The following is a 17,509-nucleotide window of genomic DNA, read 5'->3' as shown; positions in this document are numbered from 1 at the left end:
TAAAGGGGTTATTTTTATGTCTAATAAAGAGTTAATTTTAAATCAATTTAGAAGAAAACAAGAGTTATATAAGGGGTTTACTAAAAAATTAGAGAATTTAATTAAGGAGATATTAACCACGGATGAAGTCTGTATTCATTCTGTTACTTCGCGGACTAAAGAGATAGATAGTCTGGCTGAAAAGATTAGCAGGCCTAATAAAACTTATCAAAAGTTAGAAGATATTAAAGACCTATCTGGAGTGCGGATCATTACATATTTTGAAGATGATGTAGATAAAGTAGCAGAAATTATTGAAAATGAATTCGAAATTGACCAAGAAAATTCTATAGATAAGAGAAAGGAATGGGATTATGCAGAATTTGGTTACAGTTCCTTGCATAAAGTGGGAAAACTATGCCCATCAGCTATTATAGATGATTATACAAAATATAAGGGACTCTGTTTTGAAATACAGATTAGTTCTATTCTACAGCATGCTTGGGCTGAAATTGAGCATGATTTAGGCTATAAGAGTGAGGAAGGTATACCTGATGCTATCAAAAGGAGATTTGCAAAGCTAGCGGCCCTTCTTGAATTGGGCGATGATGAATTTGTGCGCTTAAGGGATGATCTAGATCGATATGGTAACAAGGTTGAAAAAGAGATTAAATATACACCTGAATCCACCAGTATAAATAAAGTATCCCTACAAAAGTTTATTAATTCAAATGAAGTTATGCAAGATTTAAAAGAGTTTTTTGCAGATTGGTTTGGGAAAGAATTAAAGGCTGATAAAGATAGTTATTGGCTAAAAAGCTTACCAAGGGAATTTCATTATATAGGGATAAATAATATCAAAGAACTTGGGGATTTGCTTAAAGAGTATTCAGAATTAATTAAGAAAAGTATTGACTTAATATATACAAGGGAAGAACCTCATTGGACACCGAGTATGATCTTATTTGCTCTTCTATTGTTAGTTATTGCAAGTAAATATTCTAAAGAGAAGGCTTGGGAGGTCTTTGAAGGTCTTAATATAGGTCCAAGATATGACTTTGTCACACAGGTTAAGCAGCAGATTAAATAACTGATGTCAATCTTTAAATTTTAACAAAAATACTCTTAAATAGTTGACAAGAGTATTTTTTTAATATATAATAACGATATCGAAAATCATTTTCAATTAGAAGGAATTAAGTTTTACTCTAAGTTTATATCAAGTCAAATTTATATCAAATGCAAGAGAGGGCAAAATGCCCTCTGAGATTGATGAAAAACCCCCACTAATTTTTTAGTGAGGGTTTTTCTATAGCTGAATTTAGTTAAAATTGATTTAGAAAGTAATAAAAATTTAATATTATTATCTGATTTTAGAAGAATAGAGTTCTTTTCTCTATGCTTAAGAACGCTTGCGATCTTTTTCATGTTTTGAACTGATGCTGTTAACAAACATTGTTCTTCAACATTTTTCTTTCCACGCATACGACAATAGCGAAGTCCATGCAGATTTTTTCCATCTGCAAAACTTCGCTCAACAGTTTCTTTTCTTTTTTTATAGATACTTTTTCCTTTATCTGTTCTCATGAATTCTTTAACATCTTCTTTATAATGTTCCCAAACATGCCTCCTTATAGTACGGAAAGTAACTTTTTCTGATAAACACTTATCTTTATGAGAACAATTTTGGCAGATTTCTTTAGAGCATACATATTCATTATAGCCATCTCTAGTTGTAGTTCTATAGTTTAAATCATGTCCTGCGGGACATGTATAAATATCTTTTTCAGCAATATAATTAAATTTATTTTTAGTATATTTATATTTTACATGTGGACCTAGTCTATAAGCGATTGCTCCCTGAATATTTCTTTCATCTAATTCTTTACATATATAATTTGTATAATAACCAGCATCTAACCCTACATATTTAGTATCAAAATTGAATTTTTCTATCTGTTTATCTAATATATCTAAGTAAGGGTCAACGTCATTTACATTGCCAGCAGTTACAGTTACATCTGTTATAATATTATATTTTATGTCTACAGTCCTATGGTCGAGATAGAAAAAACCTTTGGGTTTTCTATCTCGAAACATGTATCCACTATCAGGATCAGTTGTACTAACTTTTCTTTCTTTAAGTTCAGCTTTATGCTTCTTTTTTTTTAAAGGTTTCTTATTGTGTTTCTCTCTTTCTATAGTAACTGCTTCGTCTAATTCTTCAAGATAAGCTTTAGGTTCTTTTAAATATGTTTGTACTTCTAATTTTTGTTTATTAGCATTTGCTTTTATGTGAGTTGAATCTGTATATAGCACTTTTCCACTAACTAATCCATAGGATATAGCTTGTCTAACAATTTCATCAAAAATCTGTTCTGCTATATTAGCTTCCCTATATTTTCTTATACGATTTTGGCTTATAGTAGAATGATGTGGTATTTCATCTGTTAATGAATATCCTAAAAACCAGCGATAAGCCATATTTACTTTTATATCTTTTACTAGTTGTCTTTCAGAACGAATCCCATATAAATAACCTATAAAAAGCATTTTAAATAAAATAATAGGGTCAATACATGGTCTTCCATTATCATGACAGTATAGGTCTTTAGTTATATCAGTAATAAAAGTAAAATCTATATATCTATCTATTTGTCTTAGAAGATGATCTTCTGGAACTAGCTGTTCTATTGTTACAAATTCATATTGTTGTTGTTTTTTCTCTTGAGATACAAACATAATTCTATTTCTCCTTTTAGATATATTGTCAATTATATTATACCATAAATAGAAAAGGCTGTTGACAATAACTTTGTCAACAGCCTGAGAGGGCAAAATGCCCTCTCTTGCATTTTTTGATTAACTAACTATTAACTGCTTAATTTAATTCTTTATTATAATAATTATTAATTAATCTGTGACTTAAATATTACTAATTTTGGATATAATCTAAATATCATACTGTTAATTTTAGAAATTAAAATAAAAGGGATAAAGAATGTATTTTGAAATATTAAAATACATAATCTAATACTAAGGATAGAGTTCTAAGAATAGAGTTGCTAACTAGTGACTATTAGACAGTAAGGTACTAATTATTGGTCACTAATAAAAAGGGGGTAACCGTGAAGAAGATTAAGGTCATTACCACTGGTGGTACTATTGCTATGGGAGAGGATAAGTCTACTCATCAGATAGTCCCTAAGTTATCTGGTGAAGAACTTTTAAGTCATGTTCCACAGTTGAATAATATGGCCAAGTTAGATCTAATCCAATATACCAATTTAGATAGTTCACAACTAACACCTAAGATGATTTGGGATTTGGCTCAGTTAGTAGAAGAGTCTTTGGCAGAAGAAGAGATTAGTGGGGTATTAATCACCCATGGTACTGATACTTTAGAAGAGACAGCATATCTATTAGACTTACTTTTAGATACAACTAAACCCGTTGTGATTACAGGTGCATTAAGAAGTTTTAATCAGCTAAGCTCTGATGGAGAAGCAAATCTAGTACAGTCTCTACAAACTATTATCGAGCCTCGCAGTAAGAACAAAGGGGTGTTGGTAGTACTAAACAATCAGATTCATGCAGCTAGGTTTGTAGCTAAGGTTCATACCAATAAATTAACAGCTTTTTCATCTATTAATGCCGGTCCAATAGGTCATATTGACCATTGTGGTGTCCATTATTTTTATGATTTGGTTAAACAGATTACTATTAGACCTAAAGAGTTGGAGGAACGTGTAGAGATTATCAAATTATCTATTGGTAGTAGCGATAAGTTGATCCAGGCAGCCTTAGATTATGGATATAAGGGATTAATCTTAGAAGGATTTGGTTTAGGAACACTGCCTAAGAATATAACTGCAGGATTGATAATGGCAAAAGAAGAGGGGATACCTGTAGTAGTAACCTCGCGTTGTTTAGAAGGACGGGTTTATAACCTATATGGTGCTTCAGCAGGTGGAGCCAATATTGCTGATATGGATATAATTTTTGGTGGAAACCTTAATAGTACTAAGGCAAGACTAGCTTTGATGTTATTATTGGGTGAAGGACTTTCTAAAAATGAAATCAGAAGATATTTTGGCTTTAAATTGAAGATGTAAACTTATTTTAAGCCTTAAAAAGAGTGATGATATTAACATTATAATTGATAGAAAATATAGTTAAAATAAATGGAGGAATAATAATGAAAGAGTTTGTCCCTAAGCGTGTCTTTATTGAAGAGGGAGCATTACAATATACATTAGCCAAAGAATTAGATAATAAATTCAAGAATCAAGGAATACCAGTAGAGTATATAGAATCTCACAATCGTCTTAACCCTAAAGAAGAGATGAGTCCTACTGCTTTATTTAACTGGACAAAAGAGACCTTGGTAGTCGGTGTTAAAAAGACATTAAAGTTTCAATCATGCCATCCTTCTGCGGATTATCGAGTAGTTACAAATACAAGTTGTCCTGCTAAATGTGAGTATTGTTATTTAGCTAAAAACTTAGGATCAGCTTCTTATCTTAGAATTTATGTAAATATTGATGAGATCTTAGAAGCTGTTAAAAAACATATTGACAAAGGTGAAGGAAAGTTGGTTACTTTTGAAGCTAGTAGTTCCTCTGATCCTTTGGCAGTTGAACATTTGACAGGTAATTTACAAAAAATGATTGAATTTTTCTCTAAAGAGGAGAAGGGGCGACTGAGAGTAGTGACTAAATTTGCTTTTGTCGATAAATTATTGGATTTAGACCATAACAATCATACTAAATTTCGCTTCAGTATTAATTCTAATTATGTTATTGATAGTTTTGAACATTTAACTGCTAACTTAAAAGAGAGAATAACAGCCGCTAATAAAATACAGCAAGCAGGATATCCTTTAGGGTTTATTATCGCTCCTCTAATGATTTATGAGGGCTGGAAAGATGATTATAAAAAAATGTTGTTTAACCTTAGCAAAACATTAAAATCGCCTAAGGATAAAAATTTAAGTTTTGAATTAATTATGCATCGTTTTACCACTAAGTCTAAGAAGTTAATAGAGTCTAGATTTCCTAATACTAAATTAACTTTGGATAAAGAGCAATACCATCACAAGGGTTTTGGGAAATATGTATATCCACCTGATGAAGCTGAAGAGATGAAGATCTTTATGGAAGATAATATAAAAGAGTTATTTCCTCAAGCTAAGATAGAATATTTTACTTAAAATAAGGGAAACTAAATTCTTAGTAACTTACAAGTTTCAGAAAGGAGGTATTATGGAAAAAGATTATAATATATTAAGAACAATTGCTCTCTTATTAAAGGTCCTTGCTGTAATTGGTTTTATAGGCAGTTTTGTAACAACTATTGGTAGTATCTTTACTGGGGGGATGCCACCGGTAATGGATCAAAATCGAATTATAATATTATTTAATAACCTCTTTCCTGTATACTTTGGTATTTTGCAGACTGTAATCTTATATGGTTTAGGGGAGTTGCTATTGGTATTTATCGATATTAAAGTAGATTTAAGTAAAATTAATAGAAAGATTAATCAATAATTCAGTTAAATCAAAATAAATTAATAATTATAACTTTAATCATATAAGCTTATAATTTATTTTAAAATCTTGACATTGCTCCAAAGAGATGATATATTGATTTACATAATATACAATATAGTTTAGATAAAATAAAGATTGGTCTCTGAATTTTTGATTAATTAAGACCTTTCCATTCCTGACATTAAGGGGTGTAAAGGTCTTTTGATTTAATATTTAATAATTATTAGTAGCAGAGGAGGAATTTATATGTCAGATAATAATCAATGGGGGAGCAGATTAGGGTTTATCTTAGCTACTGTTGGTTCAGCAGTAGGATTAGGTAACATCTGGCGTTTTAGTTATGTTGCCTATGAAAATGGAGGAGGAGCATTTCTAATCCCATATTTAGTAGCATTATTAACAACAGGGATTCCATTATTGATTTTAGAATTTGGCTTCGGAACCAAGATGAGAGGCTCAACGGTATTGGCTTATAAGAAACTATCTAGTAAATGGGAATGGATTGGTTGGTGGCCTGTTATCAGTGTATTTATCTTACTTACTTATTATATAGTTATTGTAAGTTGGAGCCTTAAGTATATCTTTTATGCTTTTAGTCAAGCTTGGGGTACTAATCCAGAATCATTCTTTTATGGAACAAATTTAAAGTTAACTTCAGGGGTAGAGACTTTAGGTGGAATCAATATTACAGTTTTAATCAGTGTAATCGCTTTATGGGCAATTAACTATTTCATTGTCTATAATGGTATAGAAAAGGGAATTGAAAAGGCATCTAAAGTATTTATGCCATTATTGGCATTTTTAATGTTAATCATTACAGTTAGAGGAATCACCCTACCTGGTGCAGTTACTGGAATCAATAAGTTCTTAAATCCAGACTTTTCACAATTATTAAATTCTAAGGTATGGTTAGCAGCTTATGGGCAGATATTCTTTACCTTAAGTGTCTGTTTTGGAGTAATGATAACCTATGCTAGTTATCTTCCCAAGGATTCAGATGTAGTTAATAATTCATTCATTACAGCTCTTGCCAACTGTGCTTTCAGTTTTATTGTAGGAATAGGAGTATTTGGTATCTTAGGATATATGGCTACTCATAGTGGAGTTCCTTTAGAAGAGGTAGTAACCCAAAGTATAGGGCTAGCCTTTATTGCTTTTCCTAAAGCTATCAATATGTTACCTGCTTTTAATACCTTATTTGGAATATTATTCTTCTTAGCCTTAGTGATTGCTGGAATATCTTCAAGTATATCTATGGTAGAAGCAGTGGTAAAACCTCTTAATGATAAGTTTTGCTGGAGTAGAAAGAAAGCATCTACTGTGGTAGCTGTATTAGGATTTTTAGGAAGTCTAATCTTCACTACAGGTGCAGGGCTTTATTTCTTAGATATAATCGATTACTTTAATATGCAGTTTGGGATAGTAACAATTGGAATCTTACAATGTATTGCTATAGGATGGATCTATAAAGCCAGTAAATTACGAAAGTTCTTTAATCCTGTCTCCAACTTCCAAGTTGGTAGTTGGTGGGACTTTACAATCAAGTATCTCACTCCAGCAGTTTTAGCTATTATGTTAGTTCTAAGTTTTATTGGTGAGATTAAAGATGGTTATGGAGAATATTCGATTGCAGGTCTGAGAATTGGTTGGATGGTAGCAATTTCTGCTTTGATTTTAGCTATAATTTTAAGCTCTATTAAGTGGAAAAGAGAAGATAATTAAAGAATAAAGAAATAGAAGTGGCATTTGCCACTTCTATTTCTATTCAAAGTATTTTAAAATTTCTGCTTCAATATCAGTCCAGTTATTTACTCGATTAAAGGTTAATTTATGGTCTTGGTTGTGATCCATATTCATCAAAAAGACAGGAATATTTAAAACTTCCATCATCGGAATTAAATGTTCTGGGTTATCATCGATAAATAACTCTATCCCTTCTGCTTTACAGATAGTTATTTTTTCATCACTATGATAAAGCTTATCAAAAGGAATTTGATGTTTATTTAACCATTCTAAAGTGACCTGATTATTCTCCTCAGGTCTAGCTGTTACCAAGATAATCTGATATCCTTTGGACTTTAATCTAGTTAATACCTCTTTACATTTAGGGCGAGGAGGTACAGTTTTAAATATTTCTAATCCCCTCTCACCTATAAAAGTTTCTACCTCTTCAGTAGTCAAGCCGTAAGCATCCCTAAAATCATACGCATTAGTGATTCTACCGTCTAAATTGAAGTAAGCACAAAGGTTTTTATACCAGATATTCTCTCTGCCACGCCCTTCATCAGTCAATACTGCATCGATATCTACGCCAATTATTCTTTTCATCCTATCACCCCAACAAATTCAATTTATCTTAATATCTAATCTAAGTTAAATTGAACTTTATTATAAAGTTTTTATAAATTGTTTAAGCTCAAATTTAACCTTAAACTCAAATAACAATAATAATCTACCATTATTAATTTCTTCATAAATCTATTTAATCCTTCCTTAAACTATAATAGAAGGAGGGGATTCTCCTGTTTCCTTTGCAATTAAGACCCTCAATGCTGTTGCAGATGCTTTAAGATGCTTCTCATCAGGCTCTATTGTAGTAAAGCACTGGACCAAATAAGCTACTGATAAGATACTATCTGGAGCATAAGAGATAACTTCATAAGCGATACCTATAGCTAACAGATTTGCTAAAAATTCATTGATATTAATTCCAGTAAAGATAAAAATATTAAGAAGTATCATGTAGAATACTACCAAGTTTGTTCCACAACGGTTGGCTAGTCTTGATTGTACCATTAAGGGCTTTGCAAAGTTATCCTCATAATAATTAACTGCTTTATGCTCAGCACCGTGGAATTTAAAGGTTTCCTTTAAGAGTGTCCCTCTTAATAAAAAGGCGATAGCCCCCAAAATCAATATATCAAAGTATATATTAAAATCTGGAATAGACTTTAATAAGGCATTACTACTTTCAGGCATCAAGATTAGATAACCCTCTATGATAATATCTATGACCAAGAGTAATAATATAAGCCAATATCTCCTAGGATTCCCTGTAGCCTCTTTAAAGAAAGAGATTAAAGCTGTAAATAGACTGAAAACACCTCTAATTATTGGTGTTTTTTTAGCTAGAGATAGAAACTTGTTGTTTTTAACTACTTTCTTACCTATACTATACTTTAATTCTCCATCCTGATAATAGGCTTTAACAGAGTAATTTGGTCCTACTAGTCTAACACCGTTCTTATAGGCTCTACCACCAATTTTCATTAATTACACCTCCCATATAATACAATTTACACTGTCAATTAAGGTAATGAAGAAACGCTTTATTACCTTATAGTTTATTCTTTTTAATCTTAGATGTCAATTTTCAATCTCTGTTATCGGGATATAATGATATAAAATCTGTTGGATACTTTTAATTTTATTGTTAAATTGATATAATAATAAGGCGGCATGAGGGGAGTAATTAGTTAAAAGTTAGAATTACGATAAAATAATTATTAACTTTTAATTCTTAAATTATAATTATAAATTAAATTTCGGGGTGATTAAACAAGATGGCTATTGTAGAAGTGAGTGTAGTACCTTTAGGAACTGGTGATACTAGCTTGAGTGAATATGTGGCTGGTTGTCAGAAAATTTTAGCTGAAGAAGAAAATATCCATTATCAGCTAACACCAATGGGGAGTATTATAGAGGGAGAGTTGGATGTTCTTTTTGATATCATTAAGAAATTGCATGAACTTCCTTTTAATAATGAAGCCCAACGAGTATATACTAATATTAAAATCGATGACCGTCGTGATAAAGAAGCTACTATGTATCAAAAACTAGAGTCGGTAGCAAGTAAATTATAGACAGTAATTAAATATGGAGGAATTTTTATATGGAAGAGATTTATTTAGACAATGCAGCAACGACTAAACCCTATCCAGAGGTTGTAGAGAAGATGAAAATAGCTTTGACTACAGCCTATGGTAATCCTTCTTCTTTACATAGAATGGGTATAGAAGCAGAAAAGATAATTAAAGAAGCTAGAAAGAATATTGCATCTAAGTTAGATGTTAGTGATAAAGAGATATACTTTACTTCTGGTGGTACAGAGTCTAATAATTTGGCTATCAAAGGGGCTGTTAAGTCATTAAAACGTTATGGTAAGCGCTTGATTACCAGCTCTATAGAGCATCCATCGGTCTTAAATGTATTTAAGAAACTTGAAAGTGAAGGATATGATGTTAAATATCTACAGGTTAATGATGAGGGGATTGTTGATTTAGAAGAATTAAAAAAATACTTAAATGATGAAACAATTTTGGTTAGTATTATGGGAGTTAATAATGAAACTGGGTCTATTCAACCCTTAGCTGAAATTGGTGAATTAGTATCCCAATATGATAATCTTTATTTCCATGTAGATGGGGTGCAGACTTTTGGTAAGGTGGATATCTCATTATCTAAAATAGGTATTGATTTGTACTCTATCAGTGCCCATAAGATAAATGGTCCTAAGGGGACAGGTGCATTATACATAAAGAAAGGCACTAGAATAGATAACCTAATCTCAGGGAGTAAACAAGAGTCTGGAATTAGACCTGGAACTGAGAATGTTCCTGGGATTGCTGGTTTTGGTCAGGCAGTGGAGCTACTTCCAAGCAAAGAGGATAAGAAGAGGATCTATCAACTAAAAAAGTTATTGGTTACTAGAATCTTGGATGAGATTGATGATACTTTACTTAATGGTCCTAGTATCCATTCTGGGGCAGTACATATTGCTAATATCTCCTTTGCTGGAGTTAAAGGTGAGGTCTTAATCCATACCCTAGAGAGGGACAATATTTATCTATCGACAGGTGCAGCTTGTTCTTCAAGACAGGATACACCAAGTTATGTATTAGAAGCTATGAAGGTTAATCCAGAGATGATTGAAGGAGCAATTAGATTCAGTCTTTCTACAACAACAACTGAAGAAGAGATAAATTATACAGTAGATAAGCTAAAAGATGCAATTAAGATGTTGAGAAAAATAATGCAGAGGTGATGAGAGTGAAGAGGTTATATTTGATTCGTTATGGTGAGATTGGTTTGAAAGGTAAGAATAGATTTATGTTTGAGGATAAGTTAATCTCTAATATAATCAAGACTTTAAAGAAGGAATCTGATGAATTAGATGTTTATAAGACTTATGGTCGGATTTATGTAGAGACTGATCTTGCCAGAGATAAGGTTATCAGTAAATTGCAGAAGGTCTTTGGAATTGTTGGTATAGCTCCTGCATGTGAAGTGGAACTGGATGTAGATCAGGTTAAGAATGCTTCCTTAGAGATGGTACAAGAGGCTTTACCTAAATCAGGAGTAACTACCTTTAAAGTCAATGCTCGCCGTAATAATAAGTCTTTCCCATTAAATAGTATGGAATTAAATCGAGAGTTGGGTGCCCATATCCTAATCAACACTGAAGATGGGCGATTAGAGGTAGATGTCCATAATCCTGAATTGATGGTTAATGTAGAGGTTAGAAAGAAAGCAGTCTATATCTATACTCAGGATATCCCTGGTAGTGGTGGATTGCCTGTTGGAGTAACAGGAACAGCAGGTTTATTATTGTCAGGGGGAATCGATAGTCCTGTAGCTGGTTGGATGCTGATGAAGCGTGGAGTTAAAATAGTACCGATTTATTTTCATAGTTTTCCCTTTACCAGTGATAGGGCTAAAGAGAAGGTTATTGATTTAGCTGAGACTTTGGCTACTTACCAAGGGGAGACCAAATTACATGTTGTTCACTTTACCGATATTCAGACAGAGATGAATGACAAATGTCCAGCTGAATTGACTACGATTATTATGAGAAGGATTATGATGAGAATTGCTGAGCAAATCACCTTAAATAATGGAGGAAAGTCTTTATTGACAGGTGAAAGTATGGGTCAGGTTGCAAGTCAGACTATGGAATCGATGTATGTTACTAATATGGTCCCAGAGATGCCTGTCTTCAGACCATTGATTGGCTTAGATAAGGTTGAAATTATTGAAATTGCCAAAAGAATTGGTACTTATGAAACTTCAATTCAACCTTATGAGGATTGCTGTACAGTCTTTGTTCCAGAGAAGCCAGCTACTAAAGCTACTCCAGAGGATGTGGAAGAAGGAGAGAAGGATTTACATATAGATGATTTGATTGAGAAGGCTATTGATGAGGTAGAGGTTATTACTATAAATCCATATAAATAATTATAATAACGAGTTAAAAAATTTATTTAACCCTTAGTCTACAACTAGACTGAGGGTTTTTTATTGCTTTTATGATTTCAAAGGTACTATTACCTCTATTTAAAAAGTATAAAATTTTAAATAAAAAAGTTATCTTGTATATTCTAACCATTTTTCACATAATTATTGATATGAAAACAAATGAAAAGAGGTAATAAGGTTGAATCTGATAAGAATATTTACTCTTTGTATATTAATCCTTACTTTCTCTCTGTCTAATAGCCTAGCAGTAGAGGTTAAAGAGAATTGTGACTGTCAGGATTTACGTCAAATTTCTCTACAGCAGCCAGCGATGAAAGGAGATGATATTTGGGAACTACAGTATCAATTAAAGGAGTTAGGTTTTTATAAAGGTGCTTTGAATTCAACTTATGATTGGAACACCTATCTTGCTTTTAGAAATTTCCAATATAGTAAAGGTTTAGAGGAAACAGGTGTAGTTACTGAGCAGACTTGGTTGGACTTGGCTGATGAATTGAATAAAAGGTTACCAATAGAAACTAGTAATAACAAATTAGCTTTACCTAAAGGAGAAGTTTCTATTTTAGTAAATGGTTATAAACGGCAGATGATAGTCTATTCTGATGGTGAACCCTTTCATACCTTTCCAGTAGCAGTAGGAAAACCTTCCACCAAATCTCCTGTAGGTGAATGGGCAGTAATTGCCAAAGATAAGGATTGGGGTGGTGGTTTTGGAGTAAGGTGGATGAGGTTGAATGTTCCTTGGGGGATCTATGGGATACATGGTACAAATAAACCTGGCTCTATTGGAAGAGCTGCCAGCCATGGCTGTATTAGAATGTTCAATCGTGATGTTAAAGTACTTTTTGAATGGGTTAAGATAGGTACTAGAGTTAAGATTATCGGTCCAAGGGATAAAGTAGAGATGAAGTATGATATTAGACCTGGCAGAGTAGGTGAAGATGTTTTAATATTACAAGAAGAGTTAAGAAAGCATGGTTTTAATCCAGGTTATACCGATGGTAGATTTGGAAAAGACAGTAAGCAGGCAATGGAGGAGCTTAAATATCTTTATGGTTTAACAGATGACTTAGTTGCTGATAAGAATGTTTTCTATATTCTAAATATCAAATAAAAGAGAGGAGGAAAGAAGATATTGAGTAAAAATCAAAAACAAGGTTTAAATTGGAAGTTACTCATAATCATAATCTTGCTTGTTTTTATAATCAGTGGTGGGATTACCTTCTATATTAAATATCAAAAAATAACTGAAACTAGGCCTTTTACTATTGACCCTGAAATAACTATAGATCCTAATAAAGGATATCATATCAGCTATTGGGATTATAATCTTTTGATAGGTCAGGATGAAGATTATAATCAATTCATCAAGGAGGTCATTGAGGAGTTCAATACTAAATACCCTAATATTAAGGTTACTTATAAGCTATTACCTTTCTCTACAGGAGAGCAAAAACTAAGGGAAGCATTAGAATTGGGGAATCCCCCAGATATCTATCATGATATCTTCTCTAGAAGGTTGATTAGTGAAGAATTACAGATTCCTGTTAATCTACTATTTAGAGAAGGTGATCAAGGTAGTTATAATCAACTAGGAATATCAGCTCTAACCTATGATAATAAGATATGGGGTCTGCCTAACTGGTTGCTTCCTCAAATCTGGGTAGGTAATCAAAGGATGTTAGATGTAAGTAAGATCAATTTAGCTAAGATTAAAGCTCAAGGATGGAGTTGGGATGAGTTTTGCCAGAGTGCTATTAAGATTAAAGGTCTACAAGATGATTCTTATATTGTCTTTAATCCTTATAATTCAGAAATATTCTATCAGTTATTAGATACTATGGATAATAATAATTTATTATCTGTTGAGGATAGTTCTTTGAATAGAGAAGTTTTAGTTACTATCTTTACCTTTTTAGATAAGTTACGTAAAGAGAAAGTATTCCCAAGAAAGATAAATAAAATGAATAAAAGATTAGTAGCAGGCTTTTGGGAAGGGGAAGCTGGCATGATAGCACCAGTCAATATCTTTTTATTAAATAACTTACTGAAGCGAAATTTAAAGGAAAGGTATATTGATCTAACTCTATTACCTATTCCAAGTAATTCAAAGGAGCATAAAGTACCGATAAAAGTTATTTCTTTACTTCTCTTTAGACAAGAAGAGTATCAAGGTGATGATCATAGTAAAGCAGTTTATCAGTTTGCTAAATTCATCAATCAAGAGAAGAGTTTATATCTAGCTCAAAGGTTGAAGGTTATGCCTGCGTATATACCCTTACAAGATATTTGGCAAGAAAAAGTAAGTTTAAGTACCAACTTGAAAGAAGAGATTATAAGTTATATTAATAGGGGAAACTATAGAAGAATAACATCTAAGTACAGCCTAGAAAGTAAGTTAAGGCAGATAATCGATAAGCATTATCAGGAGTTTTGGCTTAAAACTTTAAGTGTAGATAGAGTAGTTGATGATATTATCGATGAAAGTATAAAGTATTTGAATAGAGATAAAACAAAAAAGGTTGAGGAAAATTAAGATTTGATGCTTGACAGCTTTACTAGCTTATGTTATCATTATAAAAAATAGAAAATTTTATTAAATCTTATCAAGAGTGGTGGAGGGACTGGCCCAATGAAGCCCGGCAACCGGTAGTAAGTGCTTACTATGGCGGTGCTAATTCCAGCAATGCCTAAGGTATTGAAAGATAAGAAGTGGTCTCTAGAAATAAAAAACCTCTTCTTATTGAAGAGGTTTTTTATTTAGGAGGAATAAGCTGGAATAATAAATATTTTTGTAATTGTAGGGATTTAGATTGTAAATATCATCCTATGAATCATTCTGGAGGTTGTGATCCTTGTATAAAAAAGAATCTCAAAGCTAATAAGATTCCGCTTGCTTTTTTAGATTGGTTTTTGAAGACCTAAGTGAGCTTGAGGGATATAAGTTAGAAGATTTCGCTAAATTTTATTTAGCAAATAAGTAATTATAACTTAAGGAGGAATTAATAAAATGAGTAGTAGAGAAGGAAAATATGGATTTGAAACAGTTGCTTTACATGGAGGGTATAATCCAAAACAGGATAGTCAAAATTCAAGGGCAGTACCTATTTATCAGACGACTTCTTATATTTTCGATGATGCTGACCATGCAGCTAGATTATTTGCTTTAGAGGAAGCTGGTAATATCTATTCAAGAATTATGAATCCTACCCATGATGTATTTGAGAAGAGATTAGCAGAATTAGAGGGTGCAGAGGCAGGCTTGGTTACCTCTTCAGGTATGTCTGCTATCCACTTAACAGCTATTACTTTGGCTGAAGGTGGAGGAGAGATAGTAGCTTCTAAGTATTTATATGGAGGTACTTATAATCTTTTTTCTACGACCTTACCTAAGTATGGAATTGATACTAACTTTGTTGACCCCCATGATTTTAATGCTTGGGAAGAAGCTATTAATGAGAATACTAAGTTCTTATATTTAGAGAGTCCAGGAAATCCTACTTTAGATATAGTTGATATCGAGAAGGTGGCTGAGATTGCCCATAAGCACGATTTAAAATTGGTAGTAGATAATACTTTCTGTACACCATACTTGTCTCGTCCAATTGAATTTGGTGCTGATATTGTAGTCCATTCAGCTACTAAATATATCGGTGGTCATGGTAGCTCAATTGGTGGAATTATTGTAGGTCCTGCAGATTTTCTATTAAAGGCAAGAGTAGAGGGTTATCGTGATATTGGACCAGCAGCAAGCCCTTTCAATACTTGGCTATTCATTCAAGGCTTAGAGACTTTAGCACTTAGGATGGAGAGGCATTCCGAAAATGCTCTAAAGGTAGCTCAATGGTTAGAAGCTCATCCACAGGTAGAGTGGGTTAGATATCCTGGGTTAGAGAGCCATCCACAGCATGAACTTGCTAAGAAACAACAGAAAGCCTTTGGTGGAATGTTATGTTTTGGAATCAAAGGTGGAGTTAAAGCAGGGAAAGCTTTAATCAATAATGTTGAATTATGTTCATTATTAGCTAATGTTGGAGACTCTAGAACACTAATTATCCATCCAGCATCTACTACTCATGAGCAATTATCAGCAGAAGAGCAAAAAGCAGCAGGTATTACAGCTAATTTAATTAGAGTATCTGTAGGAATTGAAAGAGTAGAGGATATTATTGGAGATTTAGAGCAATCTTTTAAGAAAGTGAATAAATAAAGGTAAAAAAACAGAGGGAATTCCCTCTGTTTTTTAATTAGTATTTTTAATTATTTAACTAAAGGTTTTAAATCCTCAATAAATTCATCTACAGAATGATATCTCTTTTCCAAATTAGGGTGAATACCTTTATATAAGATATCTTTTAGGTTATTATTTTTTACAATATCCAAATCATTTATTGGTCTCTCTGATAGAGGACCTTTAATAAGGTAAAGGCAAGTTAACGCTATCAAATATAAATCTTTGTATCTATATTTTTCATATCTTTTAGAATCTAGGGGTCTTGCTAATCCAAAATCAATCAGTTTTATTTTATTGGGGTTATCATCCATAATTAATATATTTTTGGCAAAATATCATTATGAGCAAATCCTATTTGATGAATACGTTGTAATCCTTGTAATAAATTAAAAGTAATCAAAATTGCTTCTTCTTCACTTCTCTTTTTCCCAGCTTTATTATGATTAGAAGGACCAAGAGTTTCACCAGGAAAATATTCCATTACAATATAAGCTCTATCTTCTATTATAAAAAATCATAAAATTCAGGTAAGAAAGGATGACTTCCGTAACTTTCCATTACAGTTGCTTCTTTTTTAGAGGTATTAAAATGAGATGATGATTTAATAGCCACTTCACGTTGCTGATTAAGATCTCTACCCCAACAGACATAAGCAAACTGTCCTCTACCAATAGGTTTTGTCTTAATTTCATAATTTTTTAACCGTTTTGTTTCCATAAAACACCTCCTTAATCAAGGTTTTAGTGGACTAAAGGTTGTATAACTTTAATAAATTCTGTTGCAGATTGATATCGTTTTCCTAAATTAGGTTCAAAGGCTTTAGATAACACTTCTCTTAAATCACTAGATATTGTTTTTAAATCATCAAGTGGTATTTTAGAAACAACTCCATTAATTAAATAAATACACAGCGTTGCTGCTGCAGATATATCACCAACTTTATACTTATGATTCTTTTCATAATTTAATTCTTTTGCTAAACCAAAATCAATTATTTTTATTTTGGCAGGGATTTCATCCCTAAATAATATATTTTTTGGCAATAGATCATGATGAGCAAAACCTATCTGATGAAGGTGTTCTAATCCTTGTAATACTTTTAAAGTAATTGAAATCGCTTCTTGTTCATTCTTCCTCCCTATATCTATGGTGGAATGATAATTCCAATGTCCAATCCCTTTTCCAGGAAAGTATTCCATTACAATATAAGCTTTATCTTCTATTATAAAAAAATCATAGAATTTGGGAAAAAGAGGATGGGAACCATAGTTTTTCATCACAGTAGCTTCATATTTAGACATATCAATACAAGATGAAACTTTGATGGCAACTGTGCTTTGTTGATTGAGATCTTTAGCCAAGAAAACCTCTGAATAATTTCCTTTTCCAACTGGATTTAAATCAATGTCATAATTTTTTATCTTTTTAATATCCATATAACACCTCCCTATTATTTTTTTACAACTAATACTATATAATATTACTTTTA

The 17,509-nt window shown here is 32.1% G+C and carries 16 protein-coding genes, 2 pseudogenes and 1 riboswitch; of the genes and pseudogenes, 12 read left to right on the top strand and 6 right to left on the bottom strand.

Going from position 1 to position 17,509, the window contains the following annotated elements:
• Nucleotides 1–16: 16 nt before the first annotated feature.
• Nucleotides 17–1,069 (top strand): GTP pyrophosphokinase, encoded by a 1,053-nt coding sequence (locus U472_RS10560; protein ID WP_068718261.1) that lies wholly within the window; start codon nt 17–19, stop codon nt 1,067–1,069.
• 308 nt (nt 1,070–1,377) lie between these two features.
• Here the strand turns inward: U472_RS10560 and U472_RS10555 are convergent.
• Nucleotides 1,378–2,721, bottom strand: a pseudogene (locus U472_RS10555) (IS1182 family transposase); the annotation flags it as partial.
• Nucleotides 2,722–3,107: 386 nt separating this feature from the next.
• On the opposite strand from U472_RS10555, the gene U472_RS10550 reads away from it, so the two are divergent.
• The 4 genes from U472_RS10550 to U472_RS10535 all read left to right on the top strand — a co-directional run bounded on the left by U472_RS10550 (nt 3,108) and on the right by U472_RS10535 (nt 7,253).
• On the top strand, nt 3,108–4,094 hold the full coding sequence (locus tag U472_RS10550; RefSeq protein WP_068718259.1) for an asparaginase: 987 nt from the start codon (nt 3,108–3,110) through the stop codon (nt 4,092–4,094).
• An 83-nt stretch (nt 4,095–4,177) separates the two neighbouring features.
• On the top strand, nt 4,178–5,191 hold the full coding sequence (gene splB, locus U472_RS10545) for a spore photoproduct lyase (RefSeq protein WP_068718257.1): 1,014 nt from the start codon (nt 4,178–4,180) through the stop codon (nt 5,189–5,191).
• Between the two features lie 52 nt (nt 5,192–5,243).
• Entirely contained in the window at nt 5,244–5,528 is a 285-nt protein-coding gene (locus tag U472_RS10540) for a hypothetical protein (RefSeq protein ID WP_068718255.1), read from the top strand.
• 249 nt (nt 5,529–5,777) lie between these two features.
• Nucleotides 5,778–7,253 (top strand): sodium-dependent transporter, encoded by a 1,476-nt coding sequence (locus U472_RS10535; protein WP_068718253.1) that lies wholly within the window; start codon nt 5,778–5,780, stop codon nt 7,251–7,253.
• Between the two features lie 39 nt (nt 7,254–7,292).
• Here the strand turns inward: U472_RS10535 and U472_RS10530 are convergent, their stop codons facing one another.
• Complete coding sequence (locus U472_RS10530) at nt 7,293–7,859, bottom strand: 5' nucleotidase, NT5C type (RefSeq protein ID WP_068718251.1); 567 nt, start codon at nt 7,857–7,859, stop codon at nt 7,293–7,295.
• 165 nt (nt 7,860–8,024) lie between these two features.
• Nucleotides 8,025–8,801, bottom strand: coding sequence for a DUF1385 domain-containing protein (locus U472_RS10525; RefSeq protein WP_068718249.1), 777 nt, complete (start codon nt 8,799–8,801; stop codon nt 8,025–8,027).
• A 293-nt stretch (nt 8,802–9,094) separates the two neighbouring features.
• Here U472_RS10525 and U472_RS10520 point away from each other — a divergent pair, with 293 nt between their 5' ends.
• The 7 genes and pseudogenes from U472_RS10520 (at nt 9,095) to U472_RS10495 (ending at nt 15,996) form a co-directional block, all read left to right on the top strand.
• On the top strand, nt 9,095–9,394 hold the full coding sequence (locus U472_RS10520) for an MTH1187 family thiamine-binding protein (RefSeq protein ID WP_068718247.1): 300 nt from the start codon (nt 9,095–9,097) through the stop codon (nt 9,392–9,394).
• A 29-nt stretch (nt 9,395–9,423) separates the two neighbouring features.
• Nucleotides 9,424–10,575, top strand: coding sequence for a cysteine desulfurase family protein (locus U472_RS10515; protein WP_068718245.1), 1,152 nt, complete (start codon nt 9,424–9,426; stop codon nt 10,573–10,575).
• Between the two features lie 5 nt (nt 10,576–10,580).
• The gene (gene thiI, locus U472_RS10510) at nt 10,581–11,765 is read left to right on the top strand and encodes a tRNA uracil 4-sulfurtransferase ThiI (protein WP_068718243.1); all 1,185 of its coding nucleotides are present in this window, start codon (nt 10,581–10,583) and stop codon (nt 11,763–11,765) included.
• Nucleotides 11,766–11,964: 199 nt separating this feature from the next.
• The gene (locus tag U472_RS10505; protein ID WP_068718241.1) at nt 11,965–12,900 is read left to right on the top strand and encodes a L,D-transpeptidase family protein; all 936 of its coding nucleotides are present in this window, start codon (nt 11,965–11,967) and stop codon (nt 12,898–12,900) included.
• 21 nt (nt 12,901–12,921) lie between these two features.
• Entirely contained in the window at nt 12,922–14,322 is a 1,401-nt protein-coding gene (locus U472_RS10500; RefSeq protein ID WP_068718239.1) for an ABC transporter substrate-binding protein, read from the top strand.
• A gap of 64 nt (nt 14,323–14,386) precedes the next feature.
• A riboswitch (SAM riboswitch) is annotated at nt 14,387–14,498 on the top strand.
• Nucleotides 14,499–14,770, top strand: a pseudogene (locus U472_RS17730) (DUF6485 family protein).
• A gap of 26 nt (nt 14,771–14,796) precedes the next feature.
• Entirely contained in the window at nt 14,797–15,996 is a 1,200-nt protein-coding gene (locus tag U472_RS10495; RefSeq protein ID WP_068718237.1) for an O-acetylhomoserine aminocarboxypropyltransferase/cysteine synthase family protein, read from the top strand.
• Nucleotides 15,997–16,333: 337 nt separating this feature from the next.
• On the opposite strand, the gene U472_RS16565 is transcribed toward U472_RS10495, so the two are convergent.
• The 3 genes from U472_RS16565 to U472_RS10480 are packed head-to-tail and all read right to left on the bottom strand — an operon-like array spanning nt 16,334 to nt 17,456.
• Nucleotides 16,334–16,501 carry a hypothetical protein gene (locus U472_RS16565; protein WP_141677977.1) on the bottom strand — a complete coding sequence of 56 codons (168 nt, stop codon included), beginning with the start codon at nt 16,499–16,501 and terminating at the stop codon, nt 16,334–16,336.
• Between the two features lie 23 nt (nt 16,502–16,524).
• Complete coding sequence (locus U472_RS10485) at nt 16,525–16,737, bottom strand: protein kinase family protein (protein WP_068718233.1); 213 nt, start codon at nt 16,735–16,737, stop codon at nt 16,525–16,527.
• Between the two features lie 23 nt (nt 16,738–16,760).
• Nucleotides 16,761–17,456: a serine/threonine protein kinase gene (locus tag U472_RS10480; RefSeq protein ID WP_068718231.1), complete on the bottom strand. Its 696-nt coding sequence runs from the start codon at nt 17,454–17,456 to the stop codon at nt 16,761–16,763.
• Between the last annotated feature and the right edge of the window lie 53 nt (nt 17,457–17,509).

This window comes from Orenia metallireducens, assembly GCF_001693735.1.
GTDB classification, from domain to species: Bacteria; Bacillota; Halanaerobiia; order Halobacteroidales; family Halobacteroidaceae; genus Orenia; species Orenia metallireducens.
The sequence above is the reverse complement of the archived record's forward strand: the minus strand, read 5'-3'. Positions and strand labels throughout refer to the sequence as shown.

Bases quoted from the DNA above. Each gene is read 5' to 3' on its own strand.
- U472_RS10540 (WP_068718255.1), top strand. From the start codon at position 5,244: ATGGAAAAAGATTATAATATATTAAGAACAATTGCTCTCTTATTAAAG.
- U472_RS10560 (WP_068718261.1), top strand. From the start codon at position 17: ATGTCTAATAAAGAGTTAATTTTAAATCAATTTAGAAGAAAACAAGAG.
- U472_RS10530 (WP_068718251.1), bottom strand. From the start codon at position 7,859: ATGAAAAGAATAATTGGCGTAGATATCGATGCAGTATTGACTGATGAA.
- U472_RS16565 (WP_141677977.1), bottom strand. From the start codon at position 16,501: ATGGAATATTTTCCTGGTGAAACTCTTGGTCCTTCTAATCATAATAAA.
- U472_RS10520 (WP_068718247.1), top strand. From the start codon at position 9,095: ATGGCTATTGTAGAAGTGAGTGTAGTACCTTTAGGAACTGGTGATACT.
- U472_RS10485 (WP_068718233.1), bottom strand. From the start codon at position 16,737: ATGGAAACAAAACGGTTAAAAAATTATGAAATTAAGACAAAACCTATT.
- U472_RS10515 (WP_068718245.1), top strand. From the start codon at position 9,424: ATGGAAGAGATTTATTTAGACAATGCAGCAACGACTAAACCCTATCCA.
- U472_RS10525 (WP_068718249.1), bottom strand. From the start codon at position 8,801: ATGAAAATTGGTGGTAGAGCCTATAAGAACGGTGTTAGACTAGTAGGA.
- U472_RS10535 (WP_068718253.1), top strand. From the start codon at position 5,778: ATGTCAGATAATAATCAATGGGGGAGCAGATTAGGGTTTATCTTAGCT.
- U472_RS10495 (WP_068718237.1), top strand. From the start codon at position 14,797: ATGAGTAGTAGAGAAGGAAAATATGGATTTGAAACAGTTGCTTTACAT.
- U472_RS10480 (WP_068718231.1), bottom strand. From the start codon at position 17,456: ATGGATATTAAAAAGATAAAAAATTATGACATTGATTTAAATCCAGTT.
- splB (WP_068718257.1), top strand. From the start codon at position 4,178: ATGAAAGAGTTTGTCCCTAAGCGTGTCTTTATTGAAGAGGGAGCATTA.